Origin of the sequence: Frigidibacter sp., from assembly GCF_030695035.1 — a bacterium.
Lineage (GTDB): Bacteria > Pseudomonadota > Alphaproteobacteria > Rhodobacterales > Rhodobacteraceae > Frigidibacter.
In genome coordinates, this window is sequence record NZ_JAUYTT010000010.1 from 233,203 (window position 1) to 248,766 (window position 15,564).

Annotated in this window: 20 protein-coding genes and 1 other RNA gene; 14 read left to right on the top strand and 7 right to left on the bottom strand. The window is 67.2% G+C overall.

Annotated elements, in window-relative coordinates; all coding sequences use genetic code 11:
• The first annotated feature begins 14 nt into the window (after positions 1–14).
• Positions 15–824 carry a hypothetical protein gene (locus Q8S30_RS10230; RefSeq protein WP_305665923.1) on the top strand — a complete coding sequence of 270 codons (810 nt, stop codon included), beginning with the start codon at positions 15–17 and terminating at the stop codon, positions 822–824.
• 4 nt (positions 825–828) lie between these two features.
• Positions 829–1,509 carry an N-acetylmuramoyl-L-alanine amidase gene (locus tag Q8S30_RS10235; RefSeq protein WP_305665924.1) on the top strand — a complete coding sequence of 227 codons (681 nt, stop codon included), beginning with the start codon at positions 829–831 and terminating at the stop codon, positions 1,507–1,509.
• A gap of 20 nt (positions 1,510–1,529) precedes the next feature.
• Here Q8S30_RS10235 and Q8S30_RS10240 read toward each other — a convergent pair whose 3' ends face one another.
• Together Q8S30_RS10240 and Q8S30_RS10245 are read right to left on the bottom strand one after the other, a co-directional pair.
• Complete coding sequence (locus Q8S30_RS10240; RefSeq protein ID WP_305665925.1) at positions 1,530–2,150, bottom strand: FMN-dependent NADH-azoreductase; 621 nt, start codon at positions 2,148–2,150, stop codon at positions 1,530–1,532.
• Positions 2,147–2,392 (bottom strand): hypothetical protein, encoded by a 246-nt coding sequence (locus Q8S30_RS10245; RefSeq protein WP_305665926.1) that lies wholly within the window; start codon positions 2,390–2,392, stop codon positions 2,147–2,149. Before Q8S30_RS10245 ends, Q8S30_RS10240 begins: the two co-directional genes overlap by 4 nt.
• Positions 2,393–2,496: 104 nt before the next feature.
• Between Q8S30_RS10245 and Q8S30_RS10250 the strand changes: the two genes are divergently transcribed.
• The gene (locus tag Q8S30_RS10250) at positions 2,497–3,093 is read left to right on the top strand and encodes a TetR/AcrR family transcriptional regulator (protein ID WP_305665927.1); all 597 of its coding nucleotides are present in this window, start codon (positions 2,497–2,499) and stop codon (positions 3,091–3,093) included.
• Positions 3,094–3,099: 6 nt separating this feature from the next.
• Here Q8S30_RS10250 and Q8S30_RS10255 read toward each other — a convergent pair whose 3' ends face one another.
• Positions 3,100–3,807 carry a DNA helicase gene (locus Q8S30_RS10255; protein WP_305665928.1) on the bottom strand — a complete coding sequence of 236 codons (708 nt, stop codon included), beginning with the start codon at positions 3,805–3,807 and terminating at the stop codon, positions 3,100–3,102.
• 280 nt (positions 3,808–4,087) lie between these two features.
• Between Q8S30_RS10255 and Q8S30_RS10260 the strand changes: the two genes are divergently transcribed.
• From Q8S30_RS10260 to Q8S30_RS10270, 3 genes are all read left to right on the top strand, one after another.
• The gene (locus Q8S30_RS10260) at positions 4,088–4,774 is read left to right on the top strand and encodes a GNAT family N-acetyltransferase (protein ID WP_305665929.1); all 687 of its coding nucleotides are present in this window, start codon (positions 4,088–4,090) and stop codon (positions 4,772–4,774) included.
• Between the two features lie 138 nt (positions 4,775–4,912).
• Positions 4,913–5,254 (top strand): helix-turn-helix transcriptional regulator, encoded by a 342-nt coding sequence (locus Q8S30_RS10265; protein WP_305665930.1) that lies wholly within the window; start codon positions 4,913–4,915, stop codon positions 5,252–5,254.
• A gap of 31 nt (positions 5,255–5,285) precedes the next feature.
• Positions 5,286–6,533, top strand: a complete 1,248-nt coding sequence (locus tag Q8S30_RS10270; protein WP_305665931.1) for an MFS transporter — start codon at positions 5,286–5,288, stop codon at positions 6,531–6,533.
• 125 nt (positions 6,534–6,658) lie between these two features.
• Here Q8S30_RS10270 and Q8S30_RS10275 read toward each other — a convergent pair whose 3' ends face one another.
• Complete coding sequence (locus Q8S30_RS10275) at positions 6,659–7,111, bottom strand: helix-turn-helix domain-containing protein (protein ID WP_305665932.1); 453 nt, start codon at positions 7,109–7,111, stop codon at positions 6,659–6,661.
• 70 nt (positions 7,112–7,181) lie between these two features.
• On the opposite strand from Q8S30_RS10275, the gene Q8S30_RS10280 reads away from it, so the two are divergent.
• The 5 genes from Q8S30_RS10280 to Q8S30_RS10300 all read left to right on the top strand — a co-directional run bounded on the left by Q8S30_RS10280 (position 7,182) and on the right by Q8S30_RS10300 (position 10,807).
• Positions 7,182–8,384 (top strand): MFS transporter, encoded by a 1,203-nt coding sequence (locus Q8S30_RS10280; RefSeq protein ID WP_305665933.1) that lies wholly within the window; start codon positions 7,182–7,184, stop codon positions 8,382–8,384.
• A 126-nt stretch (positions 8,385–8,510) separates the two neighbouring features.
• Positions 8,511–8,953: RNase P RNA component class A (gene rnpB / locus Q8S30_RS10285), an RNA gene on the top strand.
• Positions 8,954–9,171: 218 nt separating this feature from the next.
• Positions 9,172–9,339 carry a 50S ribosomal protein L33 gene (gene rpmG / locus Q8S30_RS10290; RefSeq protein ID WP_017928995.1) on the top strand — a complete coding sequence of 56 codons (168 nt, stop codon included), beginning with the start codon at positions 9,172–9,174 and terminating at the stop codon, positions 9,337–9,339.
• 85 nt (positions 9,340–9,424) lie between these two features.
• The gene (locus Q8S30_RS10295; protein WP_305665934.1) at positions 9,425–9,943 is read left to right on the top strand and encodes an AAA family ATPase; all 519 of its coding nucleotides are present in this window, start codon (positions 9,425–9,427) and stop codon (positions 9,941–9,943) included.
• Positions 9,944–10,045: 102 nt separating this feature from the next.
• Complete coding sequence (locus Q8S30_RS10300) at positions 10,046–10,807, top strand: SDR family oxidoreductase (protein ID WP_305665935.1); 762 nt, start codon at positions 10,046–10,048, stop codon at positions 10,805–10,807.
• Between the two features lie 69 nt (positions 10,808–10,876).
• Here Q8S30_RS10300 and Q8S30_RS10305 read toward each other — a convergent pair whose 3' ends face one another.
• A complete protein-coding gene (locus tag Q8S30_RS10305; RefSeq protein WP_305665936.1) occupies positions 10,877–11,599 on the bottom strand; it encodes a Bax inhibitor-1/YccA family protein in 723 nt (240 codons plus the stop codon).
• 129 nt (positions 11,600–11,728) lie between these two features.
• The gene (locus Q8S30_RS10310) at positions 11,729–11,950 is read right to left on the bottom strand and encodes a DUF1127 domain-containing protein (RefSeq protein ID WP_305665937.1); all 222 of its coding nucleotides are present in this window, start codon (positions 11,948–11,950) and stop codon (positions 11,729–11,731) included.
• Between the two features lie 82 nt (positions 11,951–12,032).
• Between Q8S30_RS10310 and Q8S30_RS10315 the strand changes: the two genes are divergently transcribed.
• On the top strand, positions 12,033–12,923 hold the full coding sequence (locus Q8S30_RS10315) for a LysR family transcriptional regulator (protein WP_371135488.1): 891 nt from the start codon (positions 12,033–12,035) through the stop codon (positions 12,921–12,923).
• A gap of 20 nt (positions 12,924–12,943) precedes the next feature.
• Here Q8S30_RS10315 and Q8S30_RS10320 read toward each other — a convergent pair whose 3' ends face one another.
• Positions 12,944–13,906 (bottom strand): NADPH:quinone oxidoreductase family protein, encoded by a 963-nt coding sequence (locus tag Q8S30_RS10320; protein WP_305665938.1) that lies wholly within the window; start codon positions 13,904–13,906, stop codon positions 12,944–12,946.
• A gap of 364 nt (positions 13,907–14,270) precedes the next feature.
• Here Q8S30_RS10320 and Q8S30_RS10325 point away from each other — a divergent pair, with 364 nt between their 5' ends.
• Both Q8S30_RS10325 and Q8S30_RS10330 read left to right on the top strand, forming a co-directional pair.
• Positions 14,271–14,630 (top strand): helix-turn-helix domain-containing protein, encoded by a 360-nt coding sequence (locus Q8S30_RS10325; protein WP_305665939.1) that lies wholly within the window; start codon positions 14,271–14,273, stop codon positions 14,628–14,630.
• A gap of 91 nt (positions 14,631–14,721) precedes the next feature.
• A complete protein-coding gene (locus tag Q8S30_RS10330) occupies positions 14,722–15,537 on the top strand; it encodes an inositol monophosphatase family protein (RefSeq protein ID WP_305665940.1) in 816 nt (271 codons plus the stop codon).
• Positions 15,538–15,564: the final 27 nt, after the last annotated feature.

Here is a 15,564-nt window from a genome sequence, read left to right on the forward strand (position 1 = left end):
TACGGGGATTAGCGATGACCAAGGGCTGTTCACTGCGGATCTTGTCACCAGCCTTGCTGCTGGCCCTCGCCGCCTGCGCGCCGACCATGCCCGACAGCGGCGCCGGCGTCGGGTTTGACGATTACGGCACCTACATGCGCAACAACTCGGGCCAGGCGGCCCCGCAGGGCAGCTATGGTGCCGCCACTGCCCCCGCATCGGCGATCACCGGCGGCGCGATCAGCTCCGCGCCGCTTGGCTCCACGGCCCCGACCGGCGACGCCGCGATCGGCTCCGCCGCCATTGCCGCGCTGAACGCGACCTCGCCGACCGGCACGACCGTGACGCCCTACCAGCCGGTGCCGACCGCCCCTGTGCCCTATCAGCCCGTCCCGACGACACCCTATCAGCCGGTGCCCACAACTGCTGTGCCGGTTCCTGCCGCCCCCGTCGGAGGCGCCCCGCGCATCTCGGATGAGAACGACTTCTCCGCCGTCGCCTCACGCGAGACCATCGAATCCGACCGCGCGCGGATCGAGGCGAATGCCGCGCAATACCAGCAGGTCCAGCCCACCGCCCTGCCGACCCGGACCGAGACCGGCCCCAATATCGTCGAATATGCCCTGAATGCCAGCAACCCGCCGGGGCAGAAGGTCTATACCCGCCTCGGCCTGCACCTGTCGAACTATGAGAAGAACTGCGCGCAGTTCCCCTCGCAGGATCTGGCGCAGATGGAATTCCTGCGCCGCGGCGGCCCGCAGCGCGACCCGGGCAACCTCGACCCCGATGGCGACGGCTATGCCTGCCGCTGGGACCCGACCCCGTTCCAGAAGGCGCGCGGCTGATCCTGTGACCACGGTTGGCGCGCTTGGATTCCCCTCGCCGAATTTCGGCGACCGGCGCGGCGGGCTGCGGCCCAGCTTGATCGTGCTCCACTACACCGCGATGGCGACCTGCGCCGCCGCCCGCGAGCGCCTGTGTGACCCCTCCGCCGAAGTCTCCGCCCATTGGCTGATTGCCGAGGATGGCAGCGCCGAGGCACTGGTCCCCGAACCCGCCCGCGCCTGGCACGCCGGGGCCGGCAGCTGGGGCGGGCGGGGCGACGTGAACTCCGCCTCCATCGGCATCGAACTGGCGAACCCCGGCGACCGGCCGTTCCCCGAGCCGCAGATGGCGGCGCTGGAACGGCTGCTGGCCGGGGTGATGGCCCGCTGGACGATTCCCCCCGCCGGCATCATCGCCCATTCCGACATGGCCCCCGGCCGCAAGTCCGACCCCGGCCCCCGCTTCGACTGGCGCCGCCTCGCTCTGGCGGGGCTGTCGGTCTGGCCGCAGGCTGGCGGGGCAGAGGCGGGCGAGGCCGCCTTCCACGCGAGCCTCACCCGCTTCGGCTACCCGGCCGAGGTGCCGCCGGAGGCGCTGCTGGACGCCTTCCGCCTGCGCTTCCGCCCCTGGGCCACGGGGCCGCTGGACGCCACCGACTGCGCGCTCGCGGCCGATCTTGCGCGGCGCTGGCCTGCGGCGGGGTAGCGCGGGGCCCCCACCAGACTTCAGGCAGCCTCGGCAAGGCGGGTTGCCGTTTGCCAGGCCTCGGCCCGCGTCGCAGCGAAGTCGGCATTCAGCACGGTCGGCTGAATGCGCAGATGCTCGACATCCGTGATGCCGATGAAGGTCAGCCAGTCCTGCAGATAGGGCGTCGAGAAATCAGACCCGAAATTCGCCCCGATCCCCTCATGCCAGACGCCGCTGGCATGGATGACAACCGCCTTCCGGCCCGTCATCAGGCCGGTATAGCCGGTCCCGGGATCGAAACCAAAGCTCCAGCCGGGTTGCGTGACCAGATCTATGAACTGCTTGAGAACATAGGGGATGCCATTGTTCCAGACCGGCACGTTGAACACATGGATGTCGGCTGCGGCGAAACGGTCGAACACTGTCCGGATCGCGGCCCAGGCCGCAGTTTCGGCCTCGGTCTGCGCCCGGCCGGAAAACAGCGCCATTTTCGCCCCGGTCGCAAGGGGGCCGAAGGCTGGCAGGTCGTCCTGGAACAGGTCCAGCCGGTCAACCTCGACACTGCGCCCCCTGGCCAGTTCGGAAATGAAATGTCCGGCCAATGCCAGCGACTGGCTGTCCTCGCCGCGCGGCGAGGCGTTGATATGCAGAAGTTTCAAGCGATGTCCATTCGGAGGGGCCGGGACGGACGCACGAAGCGGCCGCAACGGGCGTGGATTGTCGGGATCAGGCCGTAGATGATGACGGCGACCATGATGGGCGCGACCACAAGATTGCGTTGCCAGATCGGCCAGCCCGTAGTCAGCGGGACGGTGAGATAGGTGATGGCAGTGATCAGCGGATAGACCCCGATCAGCACGAGCAGGGCAAAGCGCGGGCGGGAAAAGGGGGCATCTGCCATGGCTGGCATCCTTTCTGGAAGCGTATACGAAACGTATCGTTCATATTGATGTTATGGAACGCCCCGTTCCGTTTTGTCAACAAGGATGCTAGGCTGCCCCCATGATGCCCGAACCGCCCCCTCCCAACGCCCGCCGCTCCATCGGGGCGCAGCGCAACCCCGCCAGCGCTGAGGCGATCCTGTCCGCCGCCGAGGCGCTGCTGTCCGAAGAAGGCTACGGCGGCTTTTCCATCGAGAAGGTGGCCCGCCGGGCACGGGCCGGAAAGCCCACCATCTACAAGTGGTGGCCCAGCAAGGCCGCCCTGCTTCTCGACGTCTACCAGCGGCAAAAGTCCATCGAGATGCCCGATACCGGACGGCTGGAAGACGACATCATCCAGTTCATCGACGCTATTCTGACGCATTGGCGCGAGACACCCGCCGGCACGATCTTCCGCTCGGTCGTCGCCGAGGCGCAATCGGATGAGACGGCGGGCGCCGCCCTGAGCGATTTTGCGACAGAGCGGGAGGCCGATACCGGCTTCCTGATCTGGCGGGGCCTTGAACGCCGCGAGGTCCGCGACGACATCCGCCCCGCCGAGGCCGCCCGGTGGATCGTGGCCTACCTGTGGTATCGGCTTCTGACCGGCCAACTCGCCGCGCCCGGAATGACCCGGGCCGATGTCCGTATCCTTGTCGGCGGGCTGGAGCGGCGGCCCTGAGGCCCCCTACTGAACCCGCACCTCGCCCCCATGCAGGAAACACGCCTTCGAGAACAGCCCCGCCGGGATCGGGTTCGGCAGGCGGAGATCGCCAAGCCCCGGCACCGCCGCGCGCTCCGGGTCGAACGCGCGGTCGATCTGCGAGATGAACCCCAGAATCACCCCCGTGCTGCGCGCAAAGGCCTGCAGCACCGCCATCTGCTCGGCCAGCGCCGGCTTGCTGCGCTGCTGGTCGAGGATCTGCAGGTAATCGACCACCGCCACCGTCCCCCGCGGCGCGCCCGCCAGATGCCGCGCGATGAACCCGGCGCTGATCTCGTCCGAGGTCACGATCTCCGGCACCCTTCCAAGCCCCGGAGCCAAGGCTTCGAAGCGTTCGGCCGCCTGCCGGTCGGTATATTCCAGCGTGAAGAACACAGCGCGCCGGCCCTCGCGCAGCGCATCGAGGAGCAGCTGCAGCCCCAGCACGGTCTTGCCCTGCCCGGGCCGCGCGCCGATCAGCAGCAAGTCGCCCTCGGCCAGCCCGGCCAGCAACGCCGAGGCCGGCGTCACGCCCGCCAGCCCTTTGGCCACACGGCTCGCCAGCAGGCTCCAAGACGCCAGACCCTCGGCCCGCGCGATGCGGTCCTGCGCCTCATGAAGCGGGATATTCTCTTGCCGGGACAGCAGCCTGGCCCGGCGTTTCAATTGATAGATCGGTGCGGAGAGCCGCATGAGGGAACCTTCCTTCCAAGCCGGATTCGCAACCCCTCCTTATGCGAGCGCTCGAACAGATGGTTCGATGATCCTCGTCACCCCGTATGTGCGATACTTCCCCGGCGGAGGGGGGAGGCGCGGGCCAAGCCTGTGCCCGAAAGCTAGCGCAGGTGCAGGGGCCGGGCAAGGGCTGGCGGTGCCTTGGCTTGAGTGTCCGCTTGGCGGGGGCAATTGCTGTCATACGTTCTTTGTGTTCCATAGAACTGGTTTACACCTCAAGGGTCAGCGGCAGAACCTTATGACAACGCAACACAAAGCCCTCGGCATCCCGCTTCCTCAGGCAGATTGGCCGCTTCCGGTCTGGACCGCGCGCTCTGGTCGTTATGTCGATCTGGTGCCGCTGTCCGTGGACCACGCAGACCTTCTGTGGCCCGCTGTCGTTGCAGCGCCCGAAAGCTTCACCTACCTGAGGTATGGCCCCTTCACCCACCCTGCGGGCCTACGCGCGCTGCTCGGCGATCTTTCGCAGCGATCCGAGCAACCGTTTTGGGTGGTGATCCCGAAGGGCGGTGTCCCTCAAGGCTGGCTGTCTATATGTGATGTTTTTCCAAAGGATGGCAGCATCGAGATCGGCAGCATCTGGTTTTCTCCCGAGCTGCAGGGAACACGCGCAGCGCGCGAGGCCATTTTCCTGCTGATGTGCCACGCCATGGACGATCTGGGATATGAGCGTCTTGTTTGGAGATGTCAGGCCCAGAATACCAAGTCATTCAGGGCCGCCAAGAATCTCGGATTCACATACGAAGGAACATGGAGAAGGGCTGCGGTTGTCGATGGCTGGCAACGGGACGTGGCATGGTTCTCAATTTTGAAAGATGAATGGCCTCACCATAGGCTTGCCATGCACAACTGGCTCGTGGCTGACAACTTCGATGCTTCGGGTAGGCAGATCACACGGCTGGGAAATGGCCCGGTTGCAACTTGAATGACCGCTCTGGCCTCGGTGCCGTAATCCCGACCGAGACAGGCCCGCAAGACCCAAGGCCACAAAGTCGCCCCGAGGCCGGAATGCACCCCACTCCGAATCCTTTACAAAACCGGAATTGCCGTTCTATCTGCCCGCATGACCGTAACCAGCCCCCCAACCACCCCCCCAACCCTCGCCCACGCCCGTGCCCTTGCCGCCCTTGGCCATGATGCCCGCCTGTCGATCTTCCGCCTTCTGGTGCGGGCGGGGGAGGGCGGCCTTCGGGTCAGCGATATCGGCGAGCATCTTGGCCTCGCCCCCTCGACGCTGGCCCATCACCTCTCGGCGCTGGTCGATGCCGGGCTGGTCCTGCAGGACAGGCAGGGGCGCGAGGTGTTCAACCGGGTGGACTTTCCGGCCATGAACCGGCTGCTGGCCTTCCTGACCTCCGAATGCTGCTCCGGCGTCACGGTGCCGCCGGCGGAGGATGCGCCATGATCCTGCCCGTCCCGCCCAAGGCCCCGACCTCATGCGCCTGACCCTCCCGCTCGTCAGCGCCCTCGGGGCCACGCAGGTCATCGGCTATGGCTCGATCTACTACGCCTTCCCGATCCTCGCCCCGGCGGTCGCGCAAGAGTTCGCGGTGGGCGAGCCGCTGCTGTTCGGCCTCCTCTCGGCGGGCCTGCTGCTGGGCGGGCTCGCCGCGCCCAGCCTCGGCGGGCTCATCGACCGCATCGGCGCGGGGCGGGTGATGACGGCGGGCAGCCTGATCATGGCGCTGCTGCTGGCCCTGCTGGCCGCTGCGCCCAACATCTATGTCTTCGGCGGGTTGACGCTGCTGATCGAGCTGTTCAGCTTCGCCGTCCTCTATGACGCGGCCTTCGCCCTGCTGGCGCAAAAGCGCCCCGGCGACACCCGCAAGGCCATCACCCGGCTGACGCTGATCGCCGGCTTCGCCTCCACGATCTTCTGGCCGCTCAGCGGATTTCTGGTGGAGGCGGTCGGCTGGCGCGGGACCCAAGCGATCTTCGCCGCCTCCCATCTCCTCTGCGCGGCCCTGCATTGGGGGCTGGGCGCGCTGCCCGTGACCGAGACGAGGCTGCCAAAGGCCGAGGCTGGCCCGGACACGCAACCTGCTCTTCCGGTCATGACGGCCTCTGTCGCCCGCCGCGCCTTCCAGCTTCTCGCGCTTGGCTTCGCGCTGACCGGCATGGCGATCTCGGCCATCACCGTGCATCTGGTCGAGATCCTCCGCTCGCTGGACCTTGGCGAGATGGCCTATCTGGCCGCGATGGTCATGGGCCCGTCGCAGGTGGCCGTCCGCGTGATGGATGCGACCGTCTGGCGCAACCGGCACCCGCTGTTCATCGCGCTCCTCTCCGCCTCGGGCATCGCCACCGCCATCGCGCTCCTGCTGCTGCCCGGCCTGGTGCCGGCGCTGGCCCAACCCCTGGCCTTCGCCTTCGCCGCAATCCTCGGGGCGGGGGCGGGCCTCTCCAGCATCGTGCGCGGCGCGGTCCCGGTCGCGCTGTTCGGTGCCTCCGGCCTTGGCCTGCGGCTGGGCCGGCTGGCCGCGATCCGCAACCTGCTGGGGGCCTCCGCCCCCTTCCTCTTCGCCTGGGCCGCCGCGCACTCCATGTCCCTCGCCGTGGCGGCGGCGCTGGCCCTGTCGCTGGCCGGGCTGGCGGCCCTCCTGCTGCTGCACCGCACTCTCCGGCGGATCGGCATCGTGCCGCCGATCCGGTCACGGCCGGTCCAGATGGAACTGTCTGCCTAGGGGGCAAGCTGCCGGACGCGGGGAGCCTGCTCAAGGCGTACCAAATACTGCGGGTGGCTGGCGCATCACCCCTGGCCCCTGTGCCGGCTCGCGTCCCAAGGCCAGCGCCCGGCCGACGGTCAGGTCTATACCCGGCCTCGGCTGGGCGTCCGAACCGCCTGCCGCTTGCGCACCCTCACCCGCGCCCGGTGCGCAGAGCCGACGCGCAGCAGCTTCAGAAAACTCGGGCACTCCATATGCGAGGCCGCGGGGCAGTCGGCGACATGGCGCATCATGGTGGCCAGGGCCATCATCCCCCGCGCCTCGCTGTCCAAGGCCAATGCGCGCTGGTGCAGATCCTCGCGCGGGATGTCGGGGGTGGCCTTGCGCCCGAATAGGGCCCCGATCTCGCCAAGCGACAGCCCGGCGGCTCGCCCCATGTCGATCAAGGCCAGCCGCTGGATCACTTCGGGCTCATATTGGCGGCGCAGACCATGTCGCCCCGCCGAGGTGATCAGGCGCAGCGACTCGTAATATCTCAGCGTCGAAGCGGGCAGGCCGCTCGACGCCACCACCTCGGAAATATCGAGAAGTTTCACCCTTGACCTCAAGTTGGCTTCAAGTCGTAGCCTGCCTGCCCGTGACAGATCATGCAAGAGGACAAGGCCCATGCACCCCACAAACACCCCTGCAGACCCAGCGGTCTGGCGCGATCCGCGCGCCATTGCCCTGATGATTGCCGCATCGCTGACGGTGATGACGGCGGCCACGATCAGCCCGGCCCTGCCGGGGCTGGAACGTCAGTTTCCCCAGACCGAAGCCAATGCCTTTCTGGTGCGGATGCTCGTCTCCGCGCCCTCGCTGGCGGTGGTCTTCATCGCCCCGTGGTGCGGCATGATTGCCGATCGGGTGGGCCGGCGGCGCATGTTGCTGGCGGGGCTGGTTCTGTTCATCCTCGCCGGAAGCGCCGGGCTGGTCTTGCCCACGCTGCCCTCGATCCTTGTCAGCCGGCTCGGTCTGGGAGTGGCGCTGGCGATGATCATGACGGCGCAATCGGCGCTGCTGGGCGACTATTTCTCGGGCGGGGCGCTGCAACGGGTGTCCAGCGCCCAGGTCTCTGCCCGCAATCTGGGCGGGCTGGTCTTCATCTTCTCCGCAGGCCTGCTGGCGACAATCGGGCCAAGGCTTCCCTTCGCCATCTACGCCCTGCCGCTGCTGGTCCTTCCCTATATCTGGCGGGTGATCGTCGAGCCGCCCCGCCAGTTCCCGTCCGCACAAGGTTATGCCGTGCCAGTCGCCGGGGCGTCTCAGCGGCGGGTGCTCGTGCTTGCCGGTGGTCAGATGGCGGTGACAATGCTGTTCTTCGTCATGCCGACGCAGCTGCCGTTCTTTCTGTCGGCAAGCGGCTATACCTCGCCGGCCATGACCGGGACGGCCCTGGGAACGCTGATGCTGGCCGGCGGCGTGACCGCGCTGTTCTATCCACGGATCCGCGCGCGCATCGGCAATGGCGGAAACTGGGCCGTTGGCTTCAGCCTGATGGCTGCGGGGTTTGCCATTCTTGTCGGGGGCCCTGCGCAAGCCGCGGTCTTCCTCGGCTGCGCCGCGATTGGCGCCGGCTACGCATTGACCATCCCGGGGTTTGTCGTGCTCTCGCTGGCCGCAACCCCGCCTGGGCGCCGGGGCAGGACCGGTGCCTTGCTGACCGGATCGGTGTTCCTCGGACAGGTGCTGTCGCCAGTCCTCAGCACCCCCGCCCTCGCGGAGTGGGGATGGCGCAGCAGCGGCCTCGGGCTTGCGTCGATCCTTGGAGGCGCCGCGGCGATCTTCGGCATCGTGGCGGTGTTCCCGGCCTTGCGTGCCCGGCGCTAGCGATCCCCCAAATCGTATGTATACCTCCCATATCGTTTCTGCATGGGTTCTGTATGCCTTCCACATGCCCCGCTCACGCCGCCGCCCATTGACGGCGGGGCAGGGGGCGCATAGCAGTCTCCCCGCGCGGATGGCCGGATGACCGCGTGCGCAACAGGGTCCGCAAGGAAACCGGGGCGTGCGAGGAAAGTCCGGACTCCATGAAGCAATGGTGCCGGGTAACGCCCGGCCGGGGTAACCCGAGGGAAAGCGCCACAGAGAAGAAACCGCCTGCGGACAAGGGGTTACACCCGCGCCACGCAGGCAAGGGTGAAACGGTGGGGTAAGAGCCCACCGCGGACCTGGCAACAGGGACGGCACGGCAAGCCCCACCAGGAGCAATGCCGAATAGGGGCCTCGCGCGGGGCAGGCCGGGCAACCGGCCGCCGCAGGGACGCTTCAGCCCGAGAGGCCCGGGTTGGCAGCTAGATCCCCTTCGTAAGAGGGGGGCCAGAGGAATGGTCATCGGACGGAGCGTTCGTGCAAGCGGAGCTCCCGCACAGAATCCGGCTTACAGGCCATCCGCGCAAATACATGGCCAAACGATTGGCGAGACGGGGAAATTTCTGCTTTGGAGCTGGCCGAGGGACCCCGACCTTGCCGGCAAAGCGCAAAAACGCCGCCCCCACCTCCCTATACCGGATAATGCGGTTGACTCCGCGGTGCGGGCGGTTAAAAGGCGGGCTTCAAGGAATTCACGGGGCGCGGGCGAGAGACTGCATACCGCCCGGCTGCAGGAGACACGACAATGGCGAAGCCGACGACGATCAAGATCCGTCTGAACTCGACGGCGGGCACCGGGCACTTCTATGTGACCAAGAAGAATGCCCGCACCATGACCGAAAAGATGGTCGTGCGTAAATACGATCCCGTCAAGCGGGAGCATGTCGAATACAAGGAAGGCAAGATCAAGTAAGATCTTCTTTTCCGTTTCGGATCAAGGCCGTGCCCCAGGGCGCGGCCTTTTGCTTTGCGCCCAGTTTGCACCCTGGAGAGAGGCCATGCAACGGATCATGATCGTCGGCCAGCCCGGTTCCGGCAAGTCGACCCTGGCGCGGGATATGGGCCGGAAGACCGGCCTGCCGGTCGTCCATATCGACCACATCCATTGGCAACCCGGCTGGATCGAACGCTCCCGCGACGACAAGACCCGCCTCTGCCACGAGGTCGAGGCGCGCGAGGCGTGGATCTTCGAGGGCGGCCATTCGGCGACATGGGGCAACCGCCTCGCCCGCGCGGATATGCTGATCTGGCTCGACCTGCCGCTGCCCCTGCGCCTGTGGCGGGTAGTGAAGCGCACCGTGGTCTGGAACGGCCGCAATCGCCCCGACCTACCAGAGGGCTGCCCCGAAGGCTTCCACCGCGAGACGCTGCCCTTCTGGCGCTTCATCTGGCGCACCCGCCACAGTGCGCGGACGAACATCCAGCGCCTCTGGGACAGCGCGCCCGAGGCCAAGGCCAAGGTGCGGCTCACCTCGCCAGGGCAGGTGCGGGGCTTCGTGGCTGGGTTCCGACCGTGAAGCGCCAAACCGCAGGATCCGGGTCGCCCATGCGCAGGTATCGGGTCGAGAGGGCGCGGGCCGCCGGCTAGGCCCGAGGCATCGTCAGCGAAAGGAAACGCGATGCTTCTTGAAAACAAGGTCCATATCATCACCGGCGCCTCCAGCGGTATCGGTGCCGCAGCCGCCCGGCTCTTTGCCCGCGAAGGCGCTCGTCTGGTGCTGGGGGCACGGCGACAGCATGAACTCGGCATGGTGACGGACGAGATCAACCGGGCCGGCGGGCGGGCCGTCGCGCTGGCCGGCGACGTGACGGATGCAGGCTTTGCCACCGATCTGGTCGCCCTCGCCCGGTCGGAATTCGGCGGGCTGGACGGCGCGTTCAACAATGCCGGCCGCATGGGAAGCGGCAGCAAGCTTGCCGAGACCGAGCCCGCAGAATGGGTGGCGGTGCTGGCGACCAACCTGACTGCGGCCTATCTCGCCGCCCGCGCGCAGATCCCGGCGCTGGAGGAGCGGGGCGGCGGGTCGCTGATCTTTACCGGATCCTTCATTGGCCATAGCGCGACCCTGCCGGGCATGGGCCCCTATGCGGCCTCGAAGGCCGGGCTGATCGGTCTCGTCCAGTCGATTGCCGTCGAATATGGCCCTGCCGGGATCCGGGCGAACGCGCTGCTGCCCGGCGGCACGATGACGGCGATGGCGATGGATGCGGCGACGAACCCGGACACCGCCGCGTTCATCTCCAACCTCCATGCGCTCAAACGGATGGCCCGCCCGGAAGAGATCGCCTCTGCGGCGCTGTTCCTCGCATCGGGGCTCGCCAGCTTCGTGACCGGATCGGCCATGCTGGCGGATGGCGGCAATTCGATCTGCAAGGTCTGAGCACGGCTGTGCTCATGCAAAGGGGCCGGTGGTTTCCCACCGGCCCCTGAATATCGTCTGCGTCCTTCGTTACTCGCGGTTGCCGAGGAACGACAGCAGGAACATGAACAGGTTCAGGAAGTCGAGATACAGGGTCAGCGCGCCCAGGATCGCCGATTTCGCCAGCCAGTCGGCATCGCCCATCTGCGCATGCTCGATATAGTCGTTCTTGATGCGCTGCGTATCAAAGGCGGTCAGGCCCGCGAAGATCAGCACACCGATCACCGAGATCGCGAAGGCCATCGCCGAGGAGGCGAGGAAGATGTTCACGATCGAGGCGACGATCAGGCCGATCAGACCCATCACCAGGAAGGCACCCATCGCCGACAGGTCACGCTTGGTGGTGTAGCCATAAAGCGACAGGCCCGCGAAGGCGATGGCGGTGATCAGGAAGGTCTGCGCGATCGACACGCCGGTATAGACGGCGAAGATGTAGCTGATCGACAGGCCCATCAGCGCGGCAAAGCCAAAGAACACCAGCTGCGCGGTCGCGGCCGACATCTTGCCGATCATCGCGCTGAAGGCGAAGACCACGGCCAGCGGCGCGAACATCACCACCCATTTCAGCGGGGTGCCGAAGATCGAGGCGAGCAGCGCGTCATTGCTGCCGACGAAATAAGCGACCAGACCGGTGACGGCGAGGCCGATGGACATCAGCCCATAGACCTTGTTCATATGGGCCTTGAGCCCCGCATCGATGTGAACCGCTCCGGCGCCCACCCGGCCGGCGCGGATCGTGTTGTAGTCAGCCATTGAAGCCTCCGTTACGTTTCCCTGATGCAGGCCTGCCCGAGGGCAGACCCACCTGCAGCCAATATCGGGCACAAGGGGCTTTCGTTCAAGGGTCAAGCCCCGGAAACTCATCACGATCCGTCATGCCGGTCAAAGGCGCCAGTGTTGCGGCACGTCCCAGATCGGGCGGCTGGCCTCGGCGCGGGCGGACAGGTGGTCCTGCCCGATGTCGCGCAGCAGCGCATCATCGAGCCGCAGCAGCGCCCGGCGCTGGCGGCGGGCCGCGGCCATCAGGCGCAGCGCCTTGAGCAGGCTGCCGAGCTTCGGGACAAATCGCGCCAGGGTCTGGCGGGTGCGGAACAGGGCGAACATCATAGCCTCCGTGTGATGTCAGGGTGCTGAATGATCAGCGGGCTTGATCATGTTCGCAGTCTATGCTTGATATTGAAAATGAATGATTGACGGCTTCTTCATCACGGATCCTGATATGCCCCGCAACCTCGACCTCACCTCGCTGCGCTCCTTCGTTTCCATCGTCGATGCGGGCGGGGTGACCCGCGCTGCAGGGCTGATGAACCTCACGCAATCAGCGGTCTCGATGCAGATCAAGCGGCTGGAAGAGGGGCTGGGGCTTGGCCTTTTCTCCCGCACCGCCCGCAAGCTGGCACTGACGTCCGAGGGCGAGCAGTTGCTGGGATATGCGCGCAAGATGCTGGCGCTGAATGACGAGGCGCTCGCCCGGCTGACGGCGGATGATTTCACCGGCGAGATCCGGCTGGGGGTGCCGCATGACATCGTGTTCCCGGCGATCCCCGGCATCCTCAAGCGGCTGGCCTCCGATTATCCACGGGTGAAGGTCACGCTCGATTCGGGCTTCACCCGGCGGCTGAAGGAGGGCTTTGCCCGCGGCGAGGCCGACCTGATCGTCACCACCGAGGATCAACCGGGCGAGGGGGCAGAGCGGCTGGCGGAGCGCGAGCTGGTCTGGATCGGCGCGCCGGATGGCACCGCCTGGCAGCGCCGCCCGCTGCGGCTGGCCTTCGAGGAGGCCTGCATCTTCCGCCCGCGCGCCATTGCCGCGCTGGATGCGGCGGGCATCCCGTGGGAGATGGGCTTCTCGGGCCAGTCCGAACATGTGATGGAAACCACCACCGCCGCCGATCTGGCGGTGACGGTGCGGATGCGCGGCGGGGTGCCGCCCGGCTGCGAAGTGATCGAGGCGGGCAACGCGCTGCCTGGGCTCGGCGCGACCCAGCTGTTCCTCTACGATGCCGGCATCCAGAAAGGCGCGGTGACCGAGCGGCTGAAGGACGAGCTGCGTATGGCCTATGGTTGCTGCGACTGACCGCGGTCAGTCCCCCACCGTCACTCCATCGTCACCACGACCTTGCCGGTGGATTTGCGCCCCGACAGCAGCGCCAGTGCCTCCTCGGCACGGTCCAGCGGCAGCACATGGCTGACATGCGGCTTGATCTTGCCCTCGGCATGCCAGCGCATCAGCTCGGCTAGGCTGTCATTAAGCGCCTCTGGGGCAAAGCCAAGATAGGCGCCCCAGTAGAAGCCCATCACCGAGACATTCTTGACCAGCAGGTGATTGGCCGGGATCTGCGGCACCGTGCCGCTGGCGAAGCCGATAGCGAGGATCCGCCCCTCGGGCCGCATGGCGCGAAAGAGGGCGGTGAAGGCATCACCGCCCACTGCATCATAGAGCACATCCGCCCCGCCAAGCGCCTTCACCTCGGCCCTGAGGTCAGCGCTGTCGCTGTCGAGGCAGACCGTGGCCCCCGCCGCCGCAGCCGCCGCCAACTTGTCCGCCCCGCGCGCCACCGCCACCACCCGCGCGCCCATCAGCGCCCCGACCTCCACCGCCGTCAGGCCGACGCCGCCGGCGGCGCCGGTCACCACCAGCGTCTCCCCTGCTTGCAGGCGGGCGCGGCGGGTCAGCGCCAGATGGCTGGTGCCATAGGCGACCTGCAGGGCAGCGGCATCCACGAAGCTCATCGTATCGGGCAGCGGCAGGCAACGCGCGGCGGGGAAGCAGCCATACTCCGCCAGCCCGCCATGCCCGGCAAACACCGCGACGCGGGCGCCGATGGCGGGGGAGGTTACGCCAGGCCCAAGGGCCTCCACCGTGCCGGCCAGCTCCATGCCAAGCGTGGCGGGCAGAGGCGGCGCCTCCTGATAGCTGCCCTTGATCATCAGCGTATCGGCGAAGTTGAGCCCGCAGGCAGCGATCCGCACCAGAACCTCGCCCGGGGCAGGGCGGGGGGCTTCGATCTGCATCAGGCGCGGCGGGGTGCCGGTGGCTTCAAGACGGTAGGCGCGCATGGGATCCCTCTGGCGGCAGCGATGGGCTGCGCAACGCTAGCGATGCTGCAGCCCCCGCGCCAGTCCCTGGGACTTTCGGCAGGCGCAAAACGCGATGCAGAGTGCCAAGCTGTGCCCAATCTGCTTTGCAAAATGCAATGCAGGATGCAAAATTGCGAGAAAACATCCTCGGAATTGACCAATTGCGCAGCCCCGCTTGCGGCCGGCCGAAAACTTGCTGCGGTTCCCCGACCATTTGGGCAAGTGTCACCCACAACTTAACCGTGTGCCTCTTGCGACTGGTCGCGCGGGAAAAATTTATCGCGGCACTGCAGCGTTGGCACAGTTATTGCTTATAAATGGGCAGCAGAGAGGGAGAATATCCATGAAGCATCCCGTGGACGTCCATGTCGGCAAGCGCATCCGTCATCGTCGCTGGACGATCGGCATCACCCAGCAGCAGCTGGCCGAAAAGGTCGGCATCAAGTTCCAGCAGATCCAGAAGTATGAAACCGGGATGAACCGGGTCTCTGCCTCGCGGCTCTGGGACATCTCGGAAGTGCTGGGAGTGCCGGTGGCATTCTTCTTCGAGGGGCTGGACGGCAAGACGGCCGTCGATGCGGTCGAGGGCGATATCCTGGCCGACAAGGAAGCGCTGCAGCTCGTCCGCTCTTACTACGCCATCCCCGAGGCGCAGCGTCGCCGGCTGTTCGATCTAGCCCGGGTGCTGTCCGACGCGGCCTGACTGAACCGGTGACCGCGCCGCCTGCTGTCCGGCGGCTTGACGCCGCCCCCGCCCCCCGGCTACCGCTGGCGGGGGCAGCCAGGGGCGCGCGATGACCGATCAAGCCAAGACAGAACTGACCGCTGAGGACCGGGCGTCGCTGATCGCGGCGCTCCACGCAGCCGCCGATGCCGCGCGGGTGGAGACGCTCGCGCATTTCCGGGCCGAGGGGCTGGAGGCCGACAACAAGGAAACGGAGCGCTTCGATCCGGTCACGGTCGCAGACCGCGCTGCCGAACGCGCGATGACCGAGGTTCTGGCCCGGATGCGCCCCCACGACGCCATCCTCGGCGAGGAATACGGCGCAACCCCCGGCACCAGCGGGCTGACCTGGGTGCTGGACCCCATCGACGGCACCCGCGGCTACCTGTCGGGCACGCCGACCTGGGGCGTGCTGGTGGGGGTGTCGGATGCCACCGGCCCGATCCTCGGCGCCATCGACCAGCCCTATATCGGCGAGCGCTTCGTGGGCGGGCTTGGCCTGTCCGAGATGACCGGCCCGCACGGCCCCCGCACCCTGCGCTGCCGCAAGGCCCGGCCACTGGCCGAGGCCATCGTCTTCACCACCTTCCCCGAGGTCGGTACCGAGGCCGATGCCGCCGCCTTCCGCAGGGTGGCCAGCCGCGCCCGGCTGACCCGCTATGGCATGGATTGCTACGCCTATGCGCTGATCGCCTCGGGCCAGATCGACCTGGTGATCGAGGCGGGGCTGCAACCCTATGACGTGCAGGCGCCGATTGCCGTGGTCACGGCGGCGGGGGGCGTGGTGACCGACTGGCAGGGCGGGCCGGCGCATCATGGCGGGCGGATGCTGGCTGCGGCGAATGCCGAGATCCATGCCGAGGCGCTGGCGCTGCTGAACGGGTGAGGGCTCAGCGCTGTTCTCGGAGGAATG